21 protein-coding genes and 1 pseudogene are annotated in these 20,795 nt (G+C 37.6%); 14 read left to right on the plus strand and 8 right to left on the minus strand.

Going from position 1 to position 20,795, the window contains the following annotated elements; translation table 11 throughout:
• Positions 1–56 precede the first annotated feature (56 nt).
• Entirely contained in the window at positions 57–473 is a 417-nt protein-coding gene (locus AC4HAL_RS03955) for a hypothetical protein (RefSeq protein ID WP_491093081.1), read from the minus strand.
• 34 nt (positions 474–507) lie between these two features.
• On the minus strand, positions 508–1,788 hold the full coding sequence (gene hisS, locus AC4HAL_RS03960) for a histidine--tRNA ligase (RefSeq protein WP_491093082.1): 1,281 nt from the start codon (positions 1,786–1,788) through the stop codon (positions 508–510).
• 313 nt (positions 1,789–2,101) lie between these two features.
• On the opposite strand from hisS, the gene rpmF reads away from it, so the two are divergent.
• The gene (gene rpmF, locus AC4HAL_RS03965; RefSeq protein ID WP_491093083.1) at positions 2,102–2,284 is read left to right on the plus strand and encodes a 50S ribosomal protein L32; all 183 of its coding nucleotides are present in this window, start codon (positions 2,102–2,104) and stop codon (positions 2,282–2,284) included.
• Between the two features lie 15 nt (positions 2,285–2,299).
• On the plus strand, positions 2,300–2,449 hold the full coding sequence (gene rpmG, locus AC4HAL_RS03970) for a 50S ribosomal protein L33 (RefSeq protein ID WP_002262412.1): 150 nt from the start codon (positions 2,300–2,302) through the stop codon (positions 2,447–2,449).
• Positions 2,450–2,895: 446 nt separating this feature from the next.
• Here rpmG and AC4HAL_RS03975 read toward each other — a convergent pair whose 3' ends face one another.
• Together AC4HAL_RS03975 and AC4HAL_RS03980 are read right to left on the minus strand one after the other, a co-directional pair.
• Entirely contained in the window at positions 2,896–3,810 is a 915-nt protein-coding gene (locus tag AC4HAL_RS03975; protein WP_491093084.1) for a LysR family transcriptional regulator, read from the minus strand.
• A 133-nt stretch (positions 3,811–3,943) separates the two neighbouring features.
• Positions 3,944–4,297: a helix-turn-helix domain-containing protein gene (locus tag AC4HAL_RS03980; RefSeq protein WP_491093085.1), complete on the minus strand. Its 354-nt coding sequence runs from the start codon at positions 4,295–4,297 to the stop codon at positions 3,944–3,946.
• A gap of 402 nt (positions 4,298–4,699) precedes the next feature.
• Here AC4HAL_RS03980 and AC4HAL_RS03985 point away from each other — a divergent pair, with 402 nt between their 5' ends.
• Genes AC4HAL_RS03985 through AC4HAL_RS04000 form a run of 4 tightly spaced genes read left to right on the plus strand, consistent with a single transcriptional unit; the run spans position 4,700 to position 8,387 of the window.
• Positions 4,700–5,062 (plus strand): hypothetical protein, encoded by a 363-nt coding sequence (locus tag AC4HAL_RS03985; protein ID WP_491093086.1) that lies wholly within the window; start codon positions 4,700–4,702, stop codon positions 5,060–5,062.
• Positions 5,063–5,114: 52 nt separating this feature from the next.
• The gene (locus tag AC4HAL_RS03990) at positions 5,115–6,308 is read left to right on the plus strand and encodes an oxalate decarboxylase family bicupin (protein ID WP_491093087.1); all 1,194 of its coding nucleotides are present in this window, start codon (positions 5,115–5,117) and stop codon (positions 6,306–6,308) included.
• Positions 6,309–6,331: 23 nt separating this feature from the next.
• Complete coding sequence (locus AC4HAL_RS03995) at positions 6,332–7,669, plus strand: FAD-dependent oxidoreductase (RefSeq protein WP_491093088.1); 1,338 nt, start codon at positions 6,332–6,334, stop codon at positions 7,667–7,669.
• 55 nt (positions 7,670–7,724) lie between these two features.
• Positions 7,725–8,387, plus strand: coding sequence for a YoaK family protein (locus AC4HAL_RS04000; protein ID WP_491093089.1), 663 nt, complete (start codon positions 7,725–7,727; stop codon positions 8,385–8,387).
• Here the strand turns inward: AC4HAL_RS04000 and AC4HAL_RS04005 are convergent.
• The 3 genes and pseudogenes from AC4HAL_RS04005 to AC4HAL_RS04015 form a co-directional block, all read right to left on the minus strand.
• Positions 8,375–8,491: pseudogene (locus AC4HAL_RS04005) on the minus strand (IS3-like element ISErh1 family transposase); the annotation flags it as partial. The gene AC4HAL_RS04000 and the pseudogene AC4HAL_RS04005 sit on opposite strands and share 13 nt — an antisense overlap.
• 56 nt (positions 8,492–8,547) lie before the next feature.
• Positions 8,548–9,498 carry an IS30 family transposase gene (locus AC4HAL_RS04010; RefSeq protein WP_491093090.1) on the minus strand — a complete coding sequence of 317 codons (951 nt, stop codon included), beginning with the start codon at positions 9,496–9,498 and terminating at the stop codon, positions 8,548–8,550.
• Positions 9,499–9,690: 192 nt separating this feature from the next.
• Positions 9,691–10,788 carry an ArsR/SmtB family transcription factor gene (locus AC4HAL_RS04015; protein WP_491093091.1) on the minus strand — a complete coding sequence of 366 codons (1,098 nt, stop codon included), beginning with the start codon at positions 10,786–10,788 and terminating at the stop codon, positions 9,691–9,693.
• A 96-nt stretch (positions 10,789–10,884) separates the two neighbouring features.
• Here AC4HAL_RS04015 and AC4HAL_RS04020 point away from each other — a divergent pair, with 96 nt between their 5' ends.
• A complete protein-coding gene (locus AC4HAL_RS04020) occupies positions 10,885–12,240 on the plus strand; it encodes an MFS transporter (RefSeq protein WP_491093092.1) in 1,356 nt (451 codons plus the stop codon).
• A 63-nt stretch (positions 12,241–12,303) separates the two neighbouring features.
• Here the strand turns inward: AC4HAL_RS04020 and AC4HAL_RS04025 are convergent, their stop codons facing one another.
• On the minus strand, positions 12,304–12,612 hold the full coding sequence (locus AC4HAL_RS04025; protein WP_491093093.1) for an ArsR/SmtB family transcription factor: 309 nt from the start codon (positions 12,610–12,612) through the stop codon (positions 12,304–12,306).
• A gap of 113 nt (positions 12,613–12,725) precedes the next feature.
• Between AC4HAL_RS04025 and AC4HAL_RS04030 the strand changes: the two genes are divergently transcribed.
• The 7 genes from AC4HAL_RS04030 to AC4HAL_RS04060 all read left to right on the plus strand — a co-directional run bounded on the left by AC4HAL_RS04030 (position 12,726) and on the right by AC4HAL_RS04060 (position 20,521).
• Positions 12,726–13,874: an MFS transporter gene (locus AC4HAL_RS04030; protein WP_491093094.1), complete on the plus strand. Its 1,149-nt coding sequence runs from the start codon at positions 12,726–12,728 to the stop codon at positions 13,872–13,874.
• Between the two features lie 215 nt (positions 13,875–14,089).
• Positions 14,090–14,695: a Type 1 glutamine amidotransferase-like domain-containing protein gene (locus tag AC4HAL_RS04035; protein WP_491093095.1), complete on the plus strand. Its 606-nt coding sequence runs from the start codon at positions 14,090–14,092 to the stop codon at positions 14,693–14,695.
• Between the two features lie 145 nt (positions 14,696–14,840).
• Positions 14,841–15,620, plus strand: a complete 780-nt coding sequence (locus AC4HAL_RS04040) for a CPBP family intramembrane glutamic endopeptidase (RefSeq protein ID WP_491093096.1) — start codon at positions 14,841–14,843, stop codon at positions 15,618–15,620.
• A gap of 218 nt (positions 15,621–15,838) precedes the next feature.
• Positions 15,839–16,639, plus strand: coding sequence for a MurR/RpiR family transcriptional regulator (locus AC4HAL_RS04045; RefSeq protein ID WP_491093097.1), 801 nt, complete (start codon positions 15,839–15,841; stop codon positions 16,637–16,639).
• Positions 16,602–17,318, plus strand: a complete 717-nt coding sequence (locus tag AC4HAL_RS04050) for a MurR/RpiR family transcriptional regulator (RefSeq protein WP_491093098.1) — start codon at positions 16,602–16,604, stop codon at positions 17,316–17,318. Before AC4HAL_RS04045 ends, AC4HAL_RS04050 begins: the two co-directional genes overlap by 38 nt.
• Before the next feature lie 127 nt (positions 17,319–17,445).
• A complete protein-coding gene (locus AC4HAL_RS04055; RefSeq protein ID WP_491093099.1) occupies positions 17,446–19,119 on the plus strand; it encodes a glycoside hydrolase family 13 protein in 1,674 nt (557 codons plus the stop codon).
• Positions 19,112–20,521 carry a PTS transporter subunit EIIC gene (locus tag AC4HAL_RS04060; RefSeq protein ID WP_491093100.1) on the plus strand — a complete coding sequence of 470 codons (1,410 nt, stop codon included), beginning with the start codon at positions 19,112–19,114 and terminating at the stop codon, positions 20,519–20,521. Before AC4HAL_RS04055 ends, AC4HAL_RS04060 begins: the two co-directional genes overlap by 8 nt.
• Positions 20,522–20,795 lie beyond the last annotated feature (274 nt).

Here is a 20,795-nt window from a genome sequence, read left to right on the forward strand (position 1 = left end):
TATCTATTATAGCAAAAAGCACACTAAAACCCCACCCATCAGGCGGAGTTTTTCACTTATTTCCCAAATGCAGCAATCAGAGCGCTGGTATCAACAAACTCATCCTGAAACTCTTCAATCTCGTCAAATTGGTACTCTGCCTCATCTGCCAGATGATTCCAACGAAAGCCATAGACGTCCTCAATCGTGACACCCCACTCATCTGTTTCCTCATCGTATTGCCAGCCTAGATAACGCTCGGCTGGCTTGAAGACCAGAATAACCTTTTGGTAGTCATGGTCCCACTGCTGTCCTAAAAACTGCTGACACATAGCGTGATCGCCGGCTCTCTCGCCATTGAACCATGGGATATCGTGTTTATCCAAATAAGCAATCATCTTCCAAAACTGTTCCTGAAAGCGGATAGGCAGACTGCGATCGAAGCCTAGGCTAAAGGTCTGCTCTTCTTTTAACAACTGTTCAATACTTGTCACTGAATTCTCCTATAGGGTTACCCTTTTTTCTCTCTTATTCTTGGAGTTTAGCCAGAATGCCAGCAAAGTCTGTAGTAATTTCTTCAAAACTGGCAACAACTTCTTGACGTGTTTGGTTGTTTTTAATCGCAACTTTACCCGTCTCAACTTCGCTCTCACCTAAAGTAATGACAGTCTTAGACTTGAAAGCATCTGCTGATTTGAATTGTGCTTTAATCTTGCGTCCCAGATAATCACGCTCAGCCTTAAAGCCTTGCTGACGAAGGGCCTCTACCAACTCAAGCGCCTTAAGATTGGCACCATCACCAAGAACAGCCATATAAACGTCCAAGCCTTCATCAATAGGAAGCTCAACACCTTGTTTTTCAAGAACGAGCAGGAGACGCTCAAGCCCCAGACCAAATCCGAATCCCGGTGTTGCTGGTCCGCCAAAATATTCAACCAAGCCATCGTAGCGACCGCCCGCACAGATGGTTAGCTCTGATTTATCAATGGTTGTGATGAACTCAAAAATCGTATGATTGTAGTAGTCGAGTCCGCGCACCATGTTGGTGTCAATGACATAAGGGATAGCCAGAGTCTCTAACATCTGGCGCACTGTATCAAAATGCGTTTGACTTTCTTCATCCAGATAGTCGAGGATGGAGGGCGCATTCTCAACAGCTAACTTGTCTTCCTTCTCCTTAGAATCCAGCACGCGCAAGGGATTTTCTTCTAAGCGACGCTGACTGTCTTTAGACAGACTCTCACGCATGGGGGTTAGATAATTGATAAGTGCTTGACGGTAAGCCATACGGCTTTCAGTGTTGCCAAGACTGTTGAGATGGAGGGTTACATTCTTGATACCAAGCTGTTTAAACAATTGATAAGCCATAGCGATGGTCTCCACATCAGTTGCTGGATTGCTGGACCCAAAACATTCTACTCCAATCTGGTGGAACTCACGCAAGCGCCCGGCTTGTGGACGCTCGTAACGAAACATGGATCCGATATAATACATCTTAACAGGCTTTTGCACCTCAGGCGCAAAAAGTTTGTTTTCCACAAAAGAACGCACAACTGGGGCCGTTCCTTCCGGACGCAGAGTAATATGGCGGTCTCCCTTGTCATGGAAGTCATACATCTCCTTGGTTACGATATCGGTCGTATCTCCGACTGAACGGCTGATTACCTCATAGTGCTCAAACATGGGGGTTCGGATCTCGCCATAGTTGTATTTTTTAAATGTTTCACGTGCAACATTCTCTAGATACTGCCACTTACTACTCTCAACTGGCAGAATATCCTGCGTTCCCTTAGGTTTTTGAAGTTTCATATTTTATGATACAAAGGTCGAAAAGAAAGCGACTGAAAGAAAATTAGGAAGACAATCAGCCTTATGACTAGACTGGCTTGTCGATTTTCTGGGCTTTCCGACCGTGTTCAATTCCTTTTTCACAGTCTTTGGACCTTTTCCTTTCTGTACAGACTAAAATCCCTATCATTTTATCATTTTTTAGAGGATTTTGGGTTGGATATCAGAATTTTTTTCAAAACTTCTGTCAAGTAACTTTACTTTACAGAAATCTTATGATAAACTGTTAGAGTTGATTTAAAATCAAGATTAATCTATTGGAGGAAACATACAAATGGCAGTACCTGCACGTCGCACGTCAAAAGCGAAAAAAAACAAACGCCGCACACACTACAATTTGACAGCTCCAGCTGTTAAGTTTGACGAAACTACTGGAGATTACTCACGTTCTCACCGTGTATCCCTCAAAGGCTACTACAAAGGACGTAAAATCGCTAAAGCTAACGCAGCTGAATAATAGAAGGGAGATACCATGCGCGTAAATATTACACTTGAACACAAAGAATCTGGTGAACGCTTGTACCTTACTTCAAAAAACAAACGTAACACTCCAGACCGTCTGCAATTGAAAAAGTACTCACCAAAATTGCGTAAACACGTAATTTTTACTGAGGTGAAATAACACAAAGAAAGCCTATGAAATCAACGCTTCAAAGGCTTTTTTCTTACTTAAAATGTGGTTTTTTCTGATTAAAAAGTGAGAGCAAACATAAGAAAGATTGTGATATACTGTTCATAGTAGTTGTATCCCAAAAAAGAGATTGTTGAAAAGGCAAAACTTAGAGAACTGTTTGATAAGCTATTAACAAAAATTTAAGCGCCTTTTTATTATAAGTCTTATGAGGCTTTTTGTATATTCAAAAAGCCCTATAATCTCCAAAGTGGATTTTACCCACTACAAAAATTATAGAGCCGACGAAACGAGCATCTCCAACTGCGGAAATGCTCGTTTTTTTTTGTCTTCTGAACCTAGTTTTGCCCATTCTCTTATTTACTAAATATAGGTTTCATGGAGTCTAACTCTCGAATATAGTGCTATGGACTGCAAAACAGCGTTAGATTATTAGCCTAGCTCTTGTGATTATTTTCATATGGACCTCTCATTATTTTTAGTTGCTTAAGAATATAAGTTTCAACAGCTTTAAACATTTCATCTGAAACTTTTCCATATTTCTGTTTACCTAAATATAGATTAAAACAGTATTCCGGAGTTTCATTCAACTCTATCAAGCTAATGTCATTAAATTTCCACAAATCTATTAAGATACCAATGGCATTTTTCTCAATAATAAAATTTTTAAAACTAGTTATATCACTAACCTCGGCCAAGACATTAGGAATTATTTTCGAATCATGTACGTATTTCCAAAAAACATTATGATGGATGAAGTGTTCGTTGAATAAAACAAATTCCTCTTTTTCTACTTCTATCAATTGAATCTGAGATTGCTTTGAAAACTGGTGTTTGTTGGAAACGGCCAATTTAAATGGAATTGCTGCTATTTTAACCAAGTCTAAATGATCGCTAGATACTTTTTTATTGGAAGCAAATAGAGCAATATCCAAATTATTGGAAGCTATTTTCTTCATGATGTCCTTCGAACCATCTTCTACTAAACTAATTTCATTTTTCACTATATTCTCAACCGTAGAGATATGCTGAGATAGATTAAAGAAACGTGATAAAGTCGCCGAGAGTCCAAATGAAATACGAGTGCTTGTTAGTGTTTTTAAGGCAGACTTACCCATGCTAAGTTGCTGAATGGCATTTTCTGAGTAAACCCTAAACAACTTGCCAGCCTCAGTCAACCGTATAGTGGAATGTGATTGATCTCTGGTAATAAGCGTAATTTGTAAGCTATCTTCTAAAGATTTAATGGCCTGACTAACGGTTGGTTGGCTAACATCAAATTGTTTTGCAACTCTAGAAAATGAATTTGAGGCGCATAAAGCATTAAAATATTCTAATTGACGTAACTTCATTCTATTCATCCTCATATTAAAAAAACTTATAGCTATGGTTGTGTTTGACTATACTATGAGCTTTTCTTTAAAATGTCAATCGTAAAGCAATTTCCATTATCAATCTAGTTCACGTGGCAGTTTTCTATTTTGATTAATCAAGTTGATCAAGTATCTTTTCAAAAATATCAATAAAAGAGGCTTGTTTTTCTTTAGGAAGTTGCTTTATTTTCATATTAAATCTTCTAAAAACAAGGCTATCTGAAGAATCCACGGTTTCTTCTAAACCGTTAAAATTGAAGAACTCCTCTGGGGTTAGGTCAAGGGCAGCAATAATTTTTTCAAGTGTCTGAATACTTAAATTTATATTTTGATTTTCGATCTGATTAATATACTTAAGTCCTAGTCCCGCTTTTTCAGATAGACCTTCTTGGCTGATCTTTTTTTTCTTTCGGTAATACCGTATTTTTGCAGCAATGTACTTTTGTAAAAAATGTTCCTTTATCATAAAGTTAGGATACTAATTTATAGGTGGTTTTATAACCCTTTATAGAATACTTTGTTATATATAAAGTACAATTCTGTGATATAATATAATTATATAGTACTTTGTTTACTATATAGTAATTTTCATCTATTTCTAAATTCAGAAAGGAGTAGCATTATGGAAAATGTTGTTGTCTCTATCTTTCGCATTGAAAGTGAAGCCTTTCAGGCCTTCACAGAACTTAAGTAGTTTGATCAGACAGATCAGACCAAGCTGGCACAAGTTGCGATCGTCAAAAACGAAGCTGGTACCATTAAACTCAAAGATAGTTTTGATCTTATAAACGCTATGGGAAGTGATTAGTTTGAAGGGGGATTAATCGGTAGTCTGATCGGAATCCTTGGTGGTTCTCTTGGCATTCTTTTGGGGTTTGCGGCTGGCGGTACTATTGGCGCTTCAATCGCTTCTAATAAGGAGTTGACTCAAAATGCGCTCATAACGACGGTTAGTGAGAATCTTGTTAATAATGAGGTGGCTGTCATCGCACTGGTTCAAGAGACCGATGAAGCTATTCTCGATAGCATTTTTGAAAAATATCAAGTTTTCATTGCTCGTTGGACCGTTGCAGAGGTTGCAGCAGAAATAACTTCAGCAGTCAAACTTCAAAAAGACTTAGCTCACCAAGCCAAAGCCCATCTCAAAGCCGATAAAAAGAAAGTACATCACGAAAAAATTGAAGAGTTCAAACAAGACCTCAAGGAAAAATTTTTAAAATATAAGCCCTAAATGCTTCACTTTAAATAGTTTTATAAATCTTTAACGAATGGAGAATGATCATATGTCAAACACAAATAACCCTCAACCAACTCGTACTGCGGATAATAAAGGATGGTTAGACTTTGGGCCTCGAAATTTAGGCCGTGACCAAGAAAACCCTGATATTCTCACTCCTCCAACAACAGACCATGGGACTCTCCCTAACATGCGCTATAGCTACTCTGATGCGCATAATAGACTCGAAGAAGGTGGCTGGGCACGTGAGATTACCATCCGTGAATTACCAATTTCTGATGAACTTGCTGGTGTCAATATGTCTTTAGCACCTGGTGCCTATCGTGAAATGCATTGGCATAAAGAAGCAGAGTGGGGCTTGATGCTTTATGGTCGTGCACGTGTAACAGGTATCGACGAGCACGGACAGTCCTTCATCGACGATGTTAAGGCAGGTGATCTATGGAATTTTGAGTCTGGGGTCGCCCATTCTATCCAAGCGCTTGAAGAAGGATGTGAATTCCTATTGGTTTTCAATGATGCTAATTTCTCTGAAAATCAAACGCTGTTACTTAGCGATTGGCTAGCGCATACACCAGACGAAGTTATCGAAGCCAACTTCAAACAAGACCACGAAACCTTGTCTTCACTTCCTGAGAAAGAAAAATATATTTTTAATGGTACTTTGCCAAAAAGTATCATAGAAGAAAAACGTCCAAACAGCGCGGGCGATACCATTCATCCATTGACCTTCCACCTCGATGATATTGATCCGATCGAAACCGAAGCAGGTCGTGTTTGGATTATAGACCAAGCAGTCTTCCCAGCAGCTAAAAGCATCGCTGGTGCAATTGTTGAAGTGGAACCTGGTGGTATGCGTGAACTCCACTGGCACCCTAAATCTTCTGAATGGCAATACTATATAAAAGGTCAAGCGCGCATGGGAGTTTTCAACTCTAATGGATTAGCAAGAACCTTTGATTTCAAGGCTGGCGATGTCGGCTATGTTCCTAATGTAGCGGGACACTATGTTCAAAATACAGGAACTGAAAAATTAGTCTTTGTAGAAGTTTTCCCAAATCCTGACTACTCAGACGTTTCATTAAATAAATGGTTGGCAACTACACCAAGTAAGACTGTCGCTGAACATTTAAACCTCTCCGAAGAGGTGATTCAAAGCTTTCCACAAGAAGCACAGCCAGTCGTCTGGTTCGACCCAGAGAAAATCAAAGTCGACAAAAATGAAAAAAAGCCTTTCTGAGCCCAGTTTCTGAAGAATTAGATATGAAAACAGATTATCTTATCATAGGCGGTGGTATAGCAGGGCTAACGCTGGCCAGCAACTTAGCAAATGCTGGTAAGAATGTCATTATCACCGAGAATAAGGACTGGGGCGGAACTAGTATTAACCGTGGTGCGACTGCTAAAAAAGCTATTTTAGCTTTAAGCGAGATCCATCATAAACTCGACTCTTTTCAAGGTATTGGTTTTAATAGTTTACCAGATATTAACTGGGAGGATATGATGTCTCACAGAGACTGGCTGGTTGAAGACCAGCGAGCGCGAGCTAAGGAAAGGGTTTTAGCCTCAGGTGCTATTACGCTTGAAGGCCAGGCAAGATTCTTAGACGATCATCATGTCATTGTAGATGATAAAATTATTTTTGCCCAAACCATCGTCCTAGCGACGGGGTCGATTCCGAGGGAGCTTGATTTTGAGGGTTCTCATTTTGTTGATGATAGTGGCAACCTTCTGCGTCTACACAGAAAACCAAGGGAAATTGCTATCATTGGCGCTGGCATTATTGCTCTTTCTCTCATTTCTAGCTTCACTGAAGCCGAGGTAAAGGTTCATGTCATTCAGCATAATCATAGAGTACTAGCTGGTTTTGATGGAGAGCTTGTCTCCCATCTAGTTTCACGGTTGGAACAAAAAGGTGCCATCTTTCATTTCGAGGCAGAACCCACTAATGTTGAGCGACAATCTGACGGCTATCAAGTAAGTCTATCAAATGGTGAAGAACTTATTCTTGATGGAATCTACGATGCTGCCGGGCGTATACCTCATATCCACCACTTAGACTTAGAGAAAGCGGATATCCCATATACAGAGAAGGGCATTCAAATAAATAACTTTTTACAGACAGCGAAGCCTTGGATTTATGCTCTTGGAGATTGTTGTGATGCACCAGTCCCGAAATTAACCAGCTATGCTGATTTTCAGGCCAAATATCTAGTGGACTATCTTCTGGGAGATATCTCAACACCGATTACCTATCCTAAGGCCTCTGCTGCCACTGTATTTAGCATTCCAAAACTCGGACAGGTGGGCATTTCTGTCAAGCAAGCTAAGCAAGATTCACAGCACTACCTTGTCAAAGATATAGATATGAGCCATTGGCAAAATTACCGCAGACTCCGTGATGATCTGGCTCAAATCAAGTTAATTATTGATCGCACCACCACGCATATCGTTGGTGCAGAAATATTAAGTGACTCGGCAGATATCATGATCAATTATTTGGCTATTTTGATTAATTTAGAAGCTAGCTTTCAAGATGTACAAGCCATTATTTTTGCTTACCCATCACTGGCAACAGATTTGTATGGGATATGGACGTGACAAGGAACTCACCCTCAGGTGTGAATTCCTTTTTAGCTAGATTAGAAAGGTAAATATGAACTCTACATTAAAACAGGACACAGTTATCGCAATGGCTGTTACTTTTACCGGAGGGGCCATTGATAGTTTTTCCTATAATTATTTCAATCATACCTTACCACTAACACAATCAGGAAATATGGTTCTACTAACAACTGATATAGTTAACAAAGACTGGTCTGGCATCTCTACTAAATTGTCCTCACTTTTTGCTTTTATCTTAGGAATTATTGTTGCTAGATTTTTTCATAAAAAATTCTCATCAATGACTTGGAAATTACACATGCTATTCTATTCTTTAATATCATCCTTATGGACCTATTTACTTATGGAGCATGTAGACAAGCCAATAGCTATCCTTCCTGTATCTTTTGGACTTGCATTAACAGTCACAGTATTCGACAAAGTGGGTAATCACAACTATAACAATTCTTTTACAACCGGAAATATTAAGAAAATGATTTTAAACTGGGCAGACTTCATTTTTATGAAAGATCCCCAAAATAAAGAGTCTGCTATTTTCTTCACTAAAATTGTTCTATCTTTTATTACTGGCGCACTTTTTTCAGCAGTAGCGCAAAATATTTTACTGGATAATGCTTTATTTTTATTAGCACTTCTTATTCCAGTTATTATAATTGCTCTCTTTATGACACCATCTCAGTCAGAAAAGCGGTAAAATTCATTGTTTTGATACCAGCGCCACCAAGTTTTCCCTTGACTAACATTCTTAGTGCCTAAAGTCTCCATAATGACCTTATTAGATTTACCCGCTTTTTTCATTTCGATGCAAGCATGCAAACTAGTTTTATCTCTAAAGAATAAGCTTTTTTGACCACTTAAATTGTCAAATTAAGTTGGACCTGACTCAGAAAAACATGATAAGGGGTTTGATAGTTTAAAGATTTTCTAGGAATTCTATTTCTCTTATCAGCTATAGCTGATAAGGTGTTTTGTGAAACACCTTTAAAATCCATTTGCTTAGGTAGTCCATATCTCCTTAAAAGACCGTTAGAATGCTCATTAAGGCCTCGTTGCCCAGGACAACCAGGATCCGCAAAGAAGATATCAATATCATGTTGATTTGAAATGGATTTCCAGTTAGAAAATTCTTTTCCACAGTCAAATGTGATGGACTTGAACAGATGTTTGGGAAATCGGGAGAGCCAGTGATTGATTGAGTATTCAATATCACTAGCTTTTCTTCCTGCGGTTTGAAGCGTGATAATGGCTTTGGATTGTTTCTCAACTAGAGTAATCACCGCACTCTTGTGATTCTTACCAACGATGGTATCACCCTCAAGATGACCAAACTCAGTGTCAAAGTCTGGATAAACTGTCGACCTTTCACGGATGTCTCTACGAAAGGCTTGCTTCCCTCGTGTTTCTTTTTTCCCATTGGGGTTGCGTTTTCCCTTCCAAGGGAGCTCTTGTTTGTCAAAGATCCCTCGATCAGCTAAACGATAGAGAGTCCGCATCGAACAAGCAATAACATCAGCGTAAACGCCCTTGATGACATCTAAGCTCCAATCCCGTTTCAGATGATCATCAATGAGCTTTTTCTCAGACTTTGATAATTGTGTTTGTCGACGGCCACAGCGCTTTTTATTCGTTTTGTACTGGTCATAGTAATCATAGGCTGAGTGACCTTCTTTTAGAAAGTGGATGACCTTGTAAATGGTTTGCTTAGATCTCTCTAGAGATTTTGCAATATCGCCAACTTTCTTGTTTTCTTGGTAGTAAGCCTCTATCATTACGAGTTCGTTTGTGGTAAGATGGGTGTAGGTCATTTATGGTAGTTCCTCTCAGACAAATGTGGTGTTTATCTGAGCCTATCATAAATGGCTTTTTTCTGTCTAGCTTAATTTTACAAATTGGGCCATATAAAAAACACTCCTGTTTCTAGTTTACTAAATTTCAACAGGAGTATTTTTCTTGTGTCTCAATTGTTGGGTGCAGTACCTTTTTGTTGACTATTAGTCTCAATTCTTAAAGAATTGATAAAAGTTTGGCATCAGTTGTGTAACGAGCTGTGTCGGCTCATAAAGAACGAATTTTTTAGCTTTTCTTGTTGTTAATAAGTTAGCTTCCTTTAAAATTTGCAAATGTCTGGAGACACTGGAATTACTCATTAATAAAATTTGAGCCAAAGATTGAGTCGTGCTAGGCTTATCAATGACATAATTCATAATTTGCAAGCGGACAGGATCACTTAAAGCTTTAAAAATAGTAATCAAATTTTCCGGTGTGGCGTTATAGTAACTTGGCTGCTCAGTAATATCATAAGTAATGGCAAGTCCTTGGTCGAAAGTTTCAACAAAGAGGTGAGGCCAAATAAAATAACTTGGTAATAGCATAATAGAATCACTGTCTTGCAGTTGAATTTCTTGGTCAAACGGCTTAATAACGACCAGCTCATCCTCTCTCCAATGGATGCGGTCAACCTGTAAATGATTAAACATTTCGATTAAACCGTTTTTTCTTAAAAAAGAAGATTGCTTCTGAATTTCATCTAGCAGTTTCTGCTGAATGGCTTTCTCTTCCCAAGTGTTATCAAATATTTCTTGTCGGTACCAATCAATAAAGGAAAAAAGTCGTTGGTAGACATCAGAAGCATCCTTTTTTAAATCCTTAAGCAGCTGTTTATCGTTACTCAATGAGAAATCCTTCCACTCTAATCCTTTTGCCAATGTCGGAATGAAGGAATTTTCTCGGTCACTGGTTACTTTTTCCAAATGCTCAATTAGCTGAGCAGCAGGCAACTCACTAAGAAATTTCTTTAGATTTTGTATCTCTTCTTCAATCGTTGTCGCATGATAGCGAAAATTACAAAGCAAGATAGGGGAAACACCAAGTTCATAAAAGAGTTGAAAATAGTGAAGGTTCTCATGGAAATCGTCTGTCAACTTGTCTTGTATCCCAATCACCCAGTCAATATTAGTTCCATGATGACGGGGGTTTAATAAGACATGTAAACTTCTAAACAGTTCATTTAAGGGAGAATAGACAAATTGTATCCTTTGTGTCAGCGTTTCATCCGTTTTCCGAGCATAATGGCTAAATTGAACTGTAATAGCCATGGGCATACTCCCTCCTAACGATTCGATATTTCTAGAATCGATTGATTATAGGTTGTCTTCATTGTATCATAGTTTGAGATAAAGGAGGGAAGTAAAATGACAAAACGGTTTCAAGATTCACTGATAACAGTTATCGCAGGTATGGGAATGTTGTTGTCCACCCTTGATACAGGTATTATCAATGTCGCTTTATCCTTTTTGAAGGGACAATTTCAAACGACAACTAGTATTGCATCGTTTACAATAACTGGCTATACCTTAGCTTTAGCTATCTCTATCCTGCCTTTAGGAGTATTAAGCGATAAATTTGGAAAGTTAAAGATTTCCTACTTAGGATTTGTACTTTTTGGACTGAGTTCACTATTTTGTGGGTTTGCTAATAGTATAGGATGGCTTATTGCTGGCCGGATTATTCAAGGCATAGGGGCTGCCGCTCTACAAGCTACTTCAGCAGCTCTGATTACTACTTTAGTTTCTGAAGATCGTAAAAACAGCGCTATTAGCATTTTAGGCGTTATGATTGGCCTAGGGCCTGTGCTGGGCCCGTCTTTAGGAGGTATATTACTTTCTTTAAATTTTTGGCGCTTTATCTTCTGGCTAAATGTTCCTTTTGCAATCCTCGGAATAATATGCAATCACTACCTTCTTAACAAGGTCTCCGAAGAGACTAGTAAACGAACATTAGATACTCTTGGAACAGTAGTCAATGCTACCGTGCTAGTTTGCCTTTTATTGGGATTGTCTTTGTTAAGTAAATCTAATCTGTTAGTAGTTAGTCTTATCTTAATCATATCCAGCCTGTTCCTCGGAATCATCTTTTACCATGTTGAATTTAGGAATAAACAGGCACTTGTTGATGTTGAGGGATTAAAAAACAACCCACAAGTAATCTCCTATCTTTTGCAAACGGTCGCCTTTGGTTTTGCTTCTGCCATGATATTTTTACTTCCTCCCTTTATTTTTGAACAATTATATCATTTAGGAGTGGGACAGACTGGCTTTCTTGTGCTAGGCGCACCAGCAGGATTAGTAATCTTTTCAAGGCTATCAGGGAAGTACAATGACGGTAGCAAAAATAAAGCCTTTAATCATTTAGGCCTCGGGATTATTATTGCTTCTTTGCTTTTCCTTTTGCTACTCACTCCTAGCTGGCCTTATTTCTTCTTAACTTTAGGATTGTTTATTTATGGTATTGGTGGCGGCTATTTCCAGCCTGCCAATATTGCTAGTATTATGCAAGCTAGCCCTATGGAAATGCAAGGCAGCACGGGAGCTTTACAGCGAATGGTACAAAATGTTGCCATTTCAGCTGGTTCCGCTATTGGCTCAACTTGCTTAAACCTTTGGTCCAATAATCTTTTATTAGCCACTCGAATTGGCTGGGGCATTACACTGGCTCTAGTCATTATCAGTTTAAAAGAAATGATACATTTCTCAAATCATGATAATTAAGACAATAAAAACCAGCTGTTCAGATTAAGCTGGTTCTTTATTTTTAGATAAGCTTACACATTTTCATTCTTCAGCTTCAAGAGAAGTCAGGAAGCCAGGCAATAAGCTATCAAATGTCTGTTGATTTAATTTTACAAACTTATTTTGCCCTACCTTCCTTGTATTTGTAAGGCCTGCCTCGCGTAGGGTTCTAAAATGGTAAGAGGCAGCTGACTTGCTAATAGCCAGCAGAGTACCAATCTCACCACAATTCAGCTCGTCCTGTTTCTGGTATAGCAGTCTGACAATATGTAGTCGAGCAGGGTCAGCCAAGGCTTTAAATATTTTGATTCTTTGTTCATCTTGATTTTTAGATAGTTCTTCAATAGTCATAAGATTATTTTACTATTGAATTTTTTATCTGTCAATGCTACAATATCTCTTATAGTAGTTAAATAGTTTTTTAACTATTGAATATATATAACATCTTAATGGGGTTGTCAATCATGAAAAAATACTCTCTTTTATTCTTTTTAACCATGTTCATCATTGGGACAGATACATTCTTAGTATCTCCCTTGCTGCCAACTCTAACCAAATTGTACGGGATAGATTCCTCTATTTCAGGTTGGATGGTTAGTGCATACGCTATTGGTTATGCTGTTTTCTCACTTATCTCAGGTCCAATTTCTGATGGTAGAGATAGGAAGAAAGTAATGACTTACGGATTAGCCGCTTTCGCTACTTCAACATTCCTATGCGGATTTGCAACTAGCTTCCCTCTTATGCTTCTTTTCCGCTTATTTGCAGGCATCAGTGCTTCATTTGTAACCCCTCAGGTTTGGGCATCTATTCCAATTGTAGTAGATAAGAGTCATATTGTTCAAGTCATGGGTTATGCGACTGCAGGTTTATCTGTTTCTCAAATGGCTGGTGTCCCAATTGGCGGTTACCTTGCCAGCTTTTCTTGGCAAACACCATTCTATACTATTGCAGCAGCTTCTCTTATATTACTCATTTTGATTCATGTTTATCTGCCTAAACTTGAAATCAGTCAGGCTAATAGAATTTCATTTACAGAGGCCTATAAAAATATTTTAACCAATAGAAAATCTGTGAGTTATCTTGTTGCTTATTTTGTATTCCAAACAGGTTCATTTACAGCTATCACCTTTATTTCAACATGGTTTACACATGATTTTCATATGAGCCTGACAACCATTAGTACAGCTATTATTGCTATTGGGACAGGGAACTTATTTGGTTCTCTTTTCGGCAGTCAAATCGTTAAACATTTCGGTCTGCAAAAGACATTCAGAACAGAGCTAATGACACTCACTATTCTTTATTTAATATTACCATTGGCACAGAATTTTTGGATTACTGAAATTTTATTAACGATTATTTATATTAATAATGGTTTTGTCTTCCCGTTGTTCATGACAACCCTACAGGGAACTGTCGAAAACGCACGCAGTACGATCTCTTCATTGTCAAATGCAGCTATGTACCTAGGAGAAACCATTGCCGGCATTGTTGGAGGAATTCTCTTTGTAACTTTTACAGGGTTCTCAGGAATTTCCATCTTTGCTGCTATCATGATTGCTTTATCTTGGTTGCTTTATGCACAAGCAGGAGCGTTTAAGAAAAACTAACTATAGATTCTATTGTTTTAACAATAATATTTCACACGAATAAAGAGCTTGGGACAAACGCAGTCCCAAGCTCTTTTCAGAAGCAAAAAGCCATAAAATCGCTGTTTCTAGTTTTTTTCTGCTGCTCAAAATGGAATTTTGTCTGATTGAGAGTAGACGACAAAATGTGTGTTACAATATCTTCAATAAATGTATCCAAAAATGGAAGTTATCGTATGAAATTTTTTCTAACATCTTACATAGCTGGTACAGAGAAGCAATTAAAAGATTTTTTGAAAGATTATAGTTCAAGAATTCTATTTATTCCAACTGCAGGCAATGTGGAAGAATATACAGGATATATTGACGAAGGGATAAAAACTCTTAACAATCTTGGTTTTACTCTCGATATCTTAAACATAGCTCAAGAAAGCAAGAAAGATTGTGATTTTGCTATTGCCTCTTGTGACTGTCTTTGTATAGCAGGTGGAAATACCTTCTATCTGTTACAGGAATTAGAGAAGAAGAGTTTGGTAGAACTTATTACACAAAGAATAAGAAAAGGAATGCTATATATAGGAGAGTCTGCTGGGGCAATTATCACCTCCAAGGATATTGAATATAGTCGCTTTTTGGATAACCCAAGTAGTGCGACTGCGTTAAAAGATTACACTGGCCTCAATCTCTGGAATAAGTACCTGCTCCCTCATAATAACGAATTTCCCTTCATAGAAAGTACTGCTGAAACTATTCAGACTTACTCTGAAAAATTGGACTTACCACTGATTGATAATCAGACCGCAGTTATTATAGAAAATGAGCAATTTTCAGTTGTCAGATAAATATAGCACCCCCTAGCCTAATCTTGTCAACTGTGTGAGGGTGAATCAATTGGAGGATGGATTGTTTCAGGTTGACAACTCCCCTTTACTCTATAATCTCTATTGAGTTCCAATCGAATATTGGTTAAAATAATAGAGATTTCATATGATTGGACTGTTTAAAGTGACTAGAAAGCAAGCCTTGATAACCTATTTATTAGGCAGTTTAGGACAAATCTTTATAGCTGTTATTTTTGTGACTGGTCTTGACTATCTTGGATTTGAGACTGGCTATTCGTCTGGTCTTGGGCTGGTGATGATTGCCGTGGGAGGAACTTCTTCGGCTCTTTGGGGAGCTATCATCGCTTACACCTATAAGCATATTAACTTGAAGGCTTTGTTGGGAGATTTCTTTCACATCAAACAGGATCCTAGAGATTACTTACTCGTAGGTCTGTTTTTAGTCTTGGACTTCGCTTATGTTCTTATTGGTGGGAAATTTTTGATAAATTTCTGGTATCTTCCTTTTTTCCTCTTTATTCGAGCTTTAGTATTTGGAGGAATAGAAGAAATCGGCTGGCGCTATACCTTTCAGCCCATACTCGAGGAAAAAATCCCCTATATCCCAGCTACTCTCATCACTTTTATCAGCTGGGGGATCTGGCACTTTGCCTTCTTCTATATTGATGGCAGTCTAGCAACCATGAGTTTAACCGAAAGTATGAGCTTTTGTATCGGGTTGCTGGTCAACTGCTTTATGCTGTCAGCTATTTACCACAAGACCAACAATCTCTGGATGTGTGCTATGGCCCACTCTATGCTAAATACCTTATCACAGCTAGCTTCTGGTGGGAATAGTTGGATCTTATACAGCTGCCAGGCCATTATCCTAGCTTTAGTTATTGTTATCTCTATAAAAAACAAGCCTATCGCTAATAGAGGCTGATTACGACCTTAGAATAAATTCCACAATAGTGGTGCTAATCTGCATTTTTAAAATCAATCATAAGCAAGCAGTTATAATGCTCTCCTCATGGATTCTGTACTTTTTAGAAGGGAAGAGAATTATTTATTGTTTGTGAATAGAAACTCTTTAATGGCCTTTTTGCTTAGTTTACACTATCTAGTAGTTATACTTTCAGAAAAAAATGGGGGGTATAGACCTTGGATTTTATAGCAATCGTTAATTCGCATTTTGATGAATTGAGTCAGCAAGAAAAGGGGATCATTAATTATCTCCAACAAGGATCTTTTGATCGGGATAACTTAACAAGTGAATCCTTAGCTGAATCCTGTTTTGTCTCAAGGTCAAGCATCTTTAGACTACTTAAAAAACTGGACATTGATAGTTTTGCTGAATTAAAATACCTTCTTCAAAAGGGTAGAAAAATCCCAGAAAGTGGTCGGGATAAACTGGCTTTTGATCGTGTTGTTCAATCTTATCATACTTATATTGACCAAGTTTTTAAGCACTTAAATTTAACTGAGATTGTTAATTTATTAGTGAAAATCGATGTACTTTACCTCTATGGAACAGGAAATGAGCAAAAACTGGAAATAGAGACCTTACGTCAATTGTTTACATCAGCAGGTAAAAAGGTCATCACTTTTTTTGATAAGGGAGAGTTTGATTACGTAAAAAATAGTATGACTAGCAAAAATCTCCTTATTCTGGTTTCTTACAAAGGAGAGTCAGCTGAGGGAATTACACTTTTACAGGAGAGTCAGCTAAAAAATATCAAATGTCTAGCCTTTACAAAAACATCTAGGAATACAATGGCTCAGTTAGCTGATTATTGCTTGTATGTTCCGACGGAATCCATTCCAACACCTACTCGTTTGACCTATGAAGTTAGTACCACCTTTTACTTCATTATTGATCAGTTATTCTTTGAGTATTTATCAGCCGTAGAAAGGGATAAAAGCGATGCATCTGGAAGAAGCGATTCAAAAAAATCAGGTTAAATTAACACCTATTGATTGGCAAATTTACGATTATATAACTTCTAACCCAAGGCCAAATTTAACCATTCAAAAAGTTGCAAATAATATCCATGTGTCAACAACGACAGTTTTTCGTTTTTGTAAAAAATTAGATCTGGCAGGCTTTGGGGAACTCAAAGCTATATTGAAGGAAAAGACTAGTTCTCAAAACTTCCAGAAAAGTTTTGTCCAGTCAACCTATCATGACATCGTCACTTATATCCAAAACTATGATATTAGCCAAATCAGTGAACACCTTATGACCTGTCAAGAAATCTATATTTTGGCCTTAAGCGAGGTGGAATTAAGACTTGCAAAGGCTTTTCAACGCATTTTTCTTCCTTTAGGAAAGCCCATATTTATCCTTCCTAATAAAAATGCTTTAGAAAATATTTTTTCACAGATGCGTTCACAGTTTCTATTTATTTTATCTATTGATAGTTCAGGTAATTATCCACTAATCCTACAAAACCAGTTAAAGATGGAATCTATTTATAGTGTTTTAATAAGCGATGTACGCTACCTTCCTATCATTTCTAATGAACATCTATTCATCCCTACTATCAATACTAGTTTTGTTTCAAGTGAGTATCAGTTGATGATCACTCCCTACATACTAGCTTTGGAGATGCTTTATTTGAAGTTACAATTAAAAAGATGAAACATTTTTACTATTTTAGTAAAAATGTTTAAAGTTGTGTCAAATTTTTAAAATCGTTAGAAGTTATTGTCTAACGATTTTTATTTTTTATAATAAGATTGTAAGCGCAAACAAGAAAGGAGAACAGATGATAGAACGAAAATGGTGGCAATCAGAAATTATTTACCAAATCTATCCTCGAAGTTTTCAGGATAGTAATCATGACGGTATCGGGGATATTCAAGGAATTATTTCTAGACTAGATTATCTATCAGAGCTAGGGATAACAGCGATATGGATTAGCCCGATTTTTAAATCTCCCATGGCAGATAATGGCTATGATATTTCTGATTATTTTGATATAGCTCCTGAATTTGGGACAATGCAAGATTTTAGGGAACTTATCAATCAGGCACAAAAAAAGAATATTAAAATTTTGCTAGATCTAGTTATCAATCACACTTCCGATGAACATCCATGGTTTCAGGAAGCTATAAAAAATAAAAACTCTAAGTATAGAGATTATTATATTTTTAAAGAATCAACTACTATTCCCAATAATTGGCGATCCGTTTTTGGTGGAAGCGTCTGGGAAAAACTACCAAATGAAGAAGTTTATTATTACCACACCTTTCATAAAAAACAGCCTGATTTAAATTGGGAAAATCCTCAGATGCGCGAAGAAATCTACTCTATGGTTAATTGGTGGTTAGATTTAGGAATTGCTGGGTTTAGAGTAGATGCTATTACTTTTATTAAAAAAGAGCTCAGCTTCAAAAGTATAACTCCCGATGGCCAAGACGGACTTGCTAAATGTACGAAAGTGAGTCGCAACCAAGCAGGTATTGAAATCTTTCTTCATGAACTTCAAGAGCGCTGTTTTAAGCCTCATGATGCTGTTACAGTTGCGGAAGCACCCGGAGTTCGGTACGACCAACTTGGAGAATTTATTGGCGACAATGGATTTTTCTCGATGATCTTTGATTTTAAAGCAGCTGATATTGATATAAAAAGTGGCAGTGAATGGTTTAAACGCATAAATTGGCAAGTCGAGGATCTTTTCAAGAATCTCAAAAATTCGCAATTAGCTATTAAAAAAATGGGTTGGGGGGCACCATTCCTTGAAAATCATGATCAAAACCGAGCACCAAGCAAATATTTAAAAGAAGAAGAAAAAAATCCTACCGCGCAGAAAGCTCTGGCGTTGATGTATTTTTATCTCTATGGAACCCCATTTATTTACCAAGGACAAGAGATTGGCATGGTTAATTTCCACCGTTCAGATATTGAAGAATTTGACGATATTTCATCTCTAGACCAGTATTATCGTGGAATGGAAGAAGGGTTAACACAAGAGGAATCCTTAGGGGTTATCAACTACAGAAGTCGCGATAATGCTCGAGTGCCTATGCAATGGACTGATGAGGAATTTGTAGGATTCTCAGATGTTACTCCATGGCTTAAAGTGACGGAGCACTCCTCTAAAAGAAATGTTAAGGTCCAACTTAGAGATGAGGAGAGTCTCTTACAATTTTATCAGCAACTCATTGCTATTAAAAAAGATGCTCGTTACCAAGCTTTAACATTTGGGGACATTGAATTTCTTGATTCAACAGATAAAACTATCTTTCTCTATCGACGGTACAATAACCATGAATCTTATCTAGTTGCTGTCAATTTATCCAAGAAGTCTACTCTCCTGAAACAACAGTTTGGAGAACTAGATATCATCATTGATAACAAACAAGTAGAATGGAATGGTAGTACTATACAGCTACAACCATACGGTGCTTTTTTAGCAAGGGAGGTCAAAAATGACTAATAACAAGTATCATAAAATCGCCAGTGAAATTTTAGAAATCGTTGGGGCTAATAATATTATTTCCGCAACGCATTGTGCAACACGCTTGCGTCTTGTTGTAAAAGATAAGGATAGTATTGATGCTAAAGCCATTGAGAATGTTGATGAAGTGAAAGGAACATTCTTCAATAGCGGGCAATATCAAATTATTCTAGGTGCAGGGATTGTTAATAAGGTCTTTGAAGAACTTGAGGCCATGAATATTGCTACAGTCGCTAAGGCTGAACAGGATCAATATGTTAAGTCTCAAGAAAAAGGGATCAAACTCATGATGCGTACTTTAGGAGATATATTTGTCCCCATCGTTCCAGTCATTGCTGCGACAGGTTTGTTTCTTGGTCTAAAAGGTGTTATCTTTAACGATGAGGTCTTAGCTATTTTTGGCCTATCAACAAAAATTTTTCCAGGATACCTGAATTCTCTTATATCAGTGCTGACTGATACTGTATTTGGCTTCCTACCAGCTCTTATTACCATGTCAGCTTTCCGTGTTTTCAAGGGAACACCAATGATTGGTCTTGTTATCGGTTTAATGTTAGTGGCACCTCAATTACCAAACGCATATTCCGTAGCCTCAGGTGATGTAAAAGCTATTATGGTTGGTGGATTTTTACCGGTTATGGGAGCACAGGGTTCGGTCGCAACTGCTATCTTAACCGGTTATATTGGAGCAAGAATCGAGCGGAGACTACGTAAGATTATGCCTAACTCTTTAGACTTAATTATGACGCCATTTTTAACCATGCTAGGGACCATTATCATTGCTTTGATGGGGTTCGCTCCAATTGTACACTGGTTAGAAACAGGACTTATTGCTATCACTGAGCAACTTATGAATCTACCATTTGGTATTGGAGGTTTCTTTGTAGGCGCTACCTATCCATTAGCAGTTATTACAGGGCTCCATCACATGTATGTCGTGATTGAAACCTCTCTATTAGCTAATACTGGGTTCAATCAATTAATCACACTGTGCGCTATGTATGGTTTTGCGAACTTAGGTTCTTGTTTGGCCTTTTACACATCTGCAAAAAACAAAAAAGTCAAACAGACTGTAATCGGAGCCTTTATGTCTCAATTATTTGGGGTCAGCGAACCCGTTCTGTTTGGACTGCATTTACGTTATAATTTGAAACCACTTTATGCTATGCTAGTTTCTTCAGGTTTAGGTGCAGCGCTGCTGTCTATTTTCCATATTCAATCGAATTCATATGGTTTAGCAGTTTTACCTTCGTACTTGATGTACATTTATGATAGCCATCAGTTATTTGTCTATTTAGTCGTATCTCTCTTGAGTATGGGGCTCTGCTTCATCCTTACAAAAATGTTTGCAATCCCCGAAGAAATTTTAGTGGAAGAATAAGTTTAACCCTTAGTACTAGTGCATTCTTTTAGTTCCTTTGTGTGTTAAATTAAGCTAGATTAGTTAATATGACTTAGAAGAACTTGGTAAGGGTTTTATAGCTTAAAGACTTTCTTGTAGTAGAAACTAGTTTTAATGACAGTGGATAAAATTCTCAGTATAGCATATACTGGGAATTTTTTATTATTGCCTAGAGACGACTGACGTGGGAATGGGATCAACGCTATTTGTCATCATTTATGATGAATAGCTTAAGTTGCCAAGTAAGTGATTT

The sequence above is a fragment of the Streptococcus sp. ELY_125 genome, from assembly GCF_058314535.1.

What these genes read in the sequence shown, in the direction of transcription:
- hisS (WP_491093082.1), bottom strand. Translation starts at nt 1,788, where the DNA reads ATGAAACTTCAAAAACCTAAGGGAACGCAGGATATTCTGCCAGTTGAG.
- rpmF (WP_491093083.1), top strand. Translation starts at nt 2,102, where the DNA reads ATGGCAGTACCTGCACGTCGCACGTCAAAAGCGAAAAAAAACAAACGC.
- rpmG (WP_002262412.1), top strand. Translation starts at nt 2,300, where the DNA reads ATGCGCGTAAATATTACACTTGAACACAAAGAATCTGGTGAACGCTTG.
- AC4HAL_RS03975 (WP_491093084.1), bottom strand. Translation starts at nt 3,810, where the DNA reads ATGAAGTTACGTCAATTAGAATATTTTAATGCTTTATGCGCCTCAAAT.
- AC4HAL_RS03980 (WP_491093085.1), bottom strand. Translation starts at nt 4,297, where the DNA reads ATGATAAAGGAACATTTTTTACAAAAGTACATTGCTGCAAAAATACGG.
- AC4HAL_RS03990 (WP_491093087.1), top strand. Translation starts at nt 5,115, where the DNA reads ATGTCAAACACAAATAACCCTCAACCAACTCGTACTGCGGATAATAAA.
- AC4HAL_RS03995 (WP_491093088.1), top strand. Translation starts at nt 6,332, where the DNA reads ATGAAAACAGATTATCTTATCATAGGCGGTGGTATAGCAGGGCTAACG.
- AC4HAL_RS04000 (WP_491093089.1), top strand. Translation starts at nt 7,725, where the DNA reads ATGAACTCTACATTAAAACAGGACACAGTTATCGCAATGGCTGTTACT.
- AC4HAL_RS04010 (WP_491093090.1), bottom strand. Translation starts at nt 9,498, where the DNA reads ATGACCTACACCCATCTTACCACAAACGAACTCGTAATGATAGAGGCT.
- AC4HAL_RS04015 (WP_491093091.1), bottom strand. Translation starts at nt 10,788, where the DNA reads ATGGCTATTACAGTTCAATTTAGCCATTATGCTCGGAAAACGGATGAA.
- AC4HAL_RS04020 (WP_491093092.1), top strand. Translation starts at nt 10,885, where the DNA reads ATGACAAAACGGTTTCAAGATTCACTGATAACAGTTATCGCAGGTATG.
- AC4HAL_RS04025 (WP_491093093.1), bottom strand. Translation starts at nt 12,612, where the DNA reads ATGACTATTGAAGAACTATCTAAAAATCAAGATGAACAAAGAATCAAA.
- AC4HAL_RS04030 (WP_491093094.1), top strand. Translation starts at nt 12,726, where the DNA reads ATGAAAAAATACTCTCTTTTATTCTTTTTAACCATGTTCATCATTGGG.
- AC4HAL_RS04035 (WP_491093095.1), top strand. Translation starts at nt 14,090, where the DNA reads ATGAAATTTTTTCTAACATCTTACATAGCTGGTACAGAGAAGCAATTA.
- AC4HAL_RS04040 (WP_491093096.1), top strand. Translation starts at nt 14,841, where the DNA reads ATGATTGGACTGTTTAAAGTGACTAGAAAGCAAGCCTTGATAACCTAT.
- AC4HAL_RS04050 (WP_491093098.1), top strand. Translation starts at nt 16,602, where the DNA reads ATGCATCTGGAAGAAGCGATTCAAAAAAATCAGGTTAAATTAACACCT.
- AC4HAL_RS04055 (WP_491093099.1), top strand. Translation starts at nt 17,446, where the DNA reads ATGATAGAACGAAAATGGTGGCAATCAGAAATTATTTACCAAATCTAT.
- AC4HAL_RS04060 (WP_491093100.1), top strand. Translation starts at nt 19,112, where the DNA reads ATGACTAATAACAAGTATCATAAAATCGCCAGTGAAATTTTAGAAATC.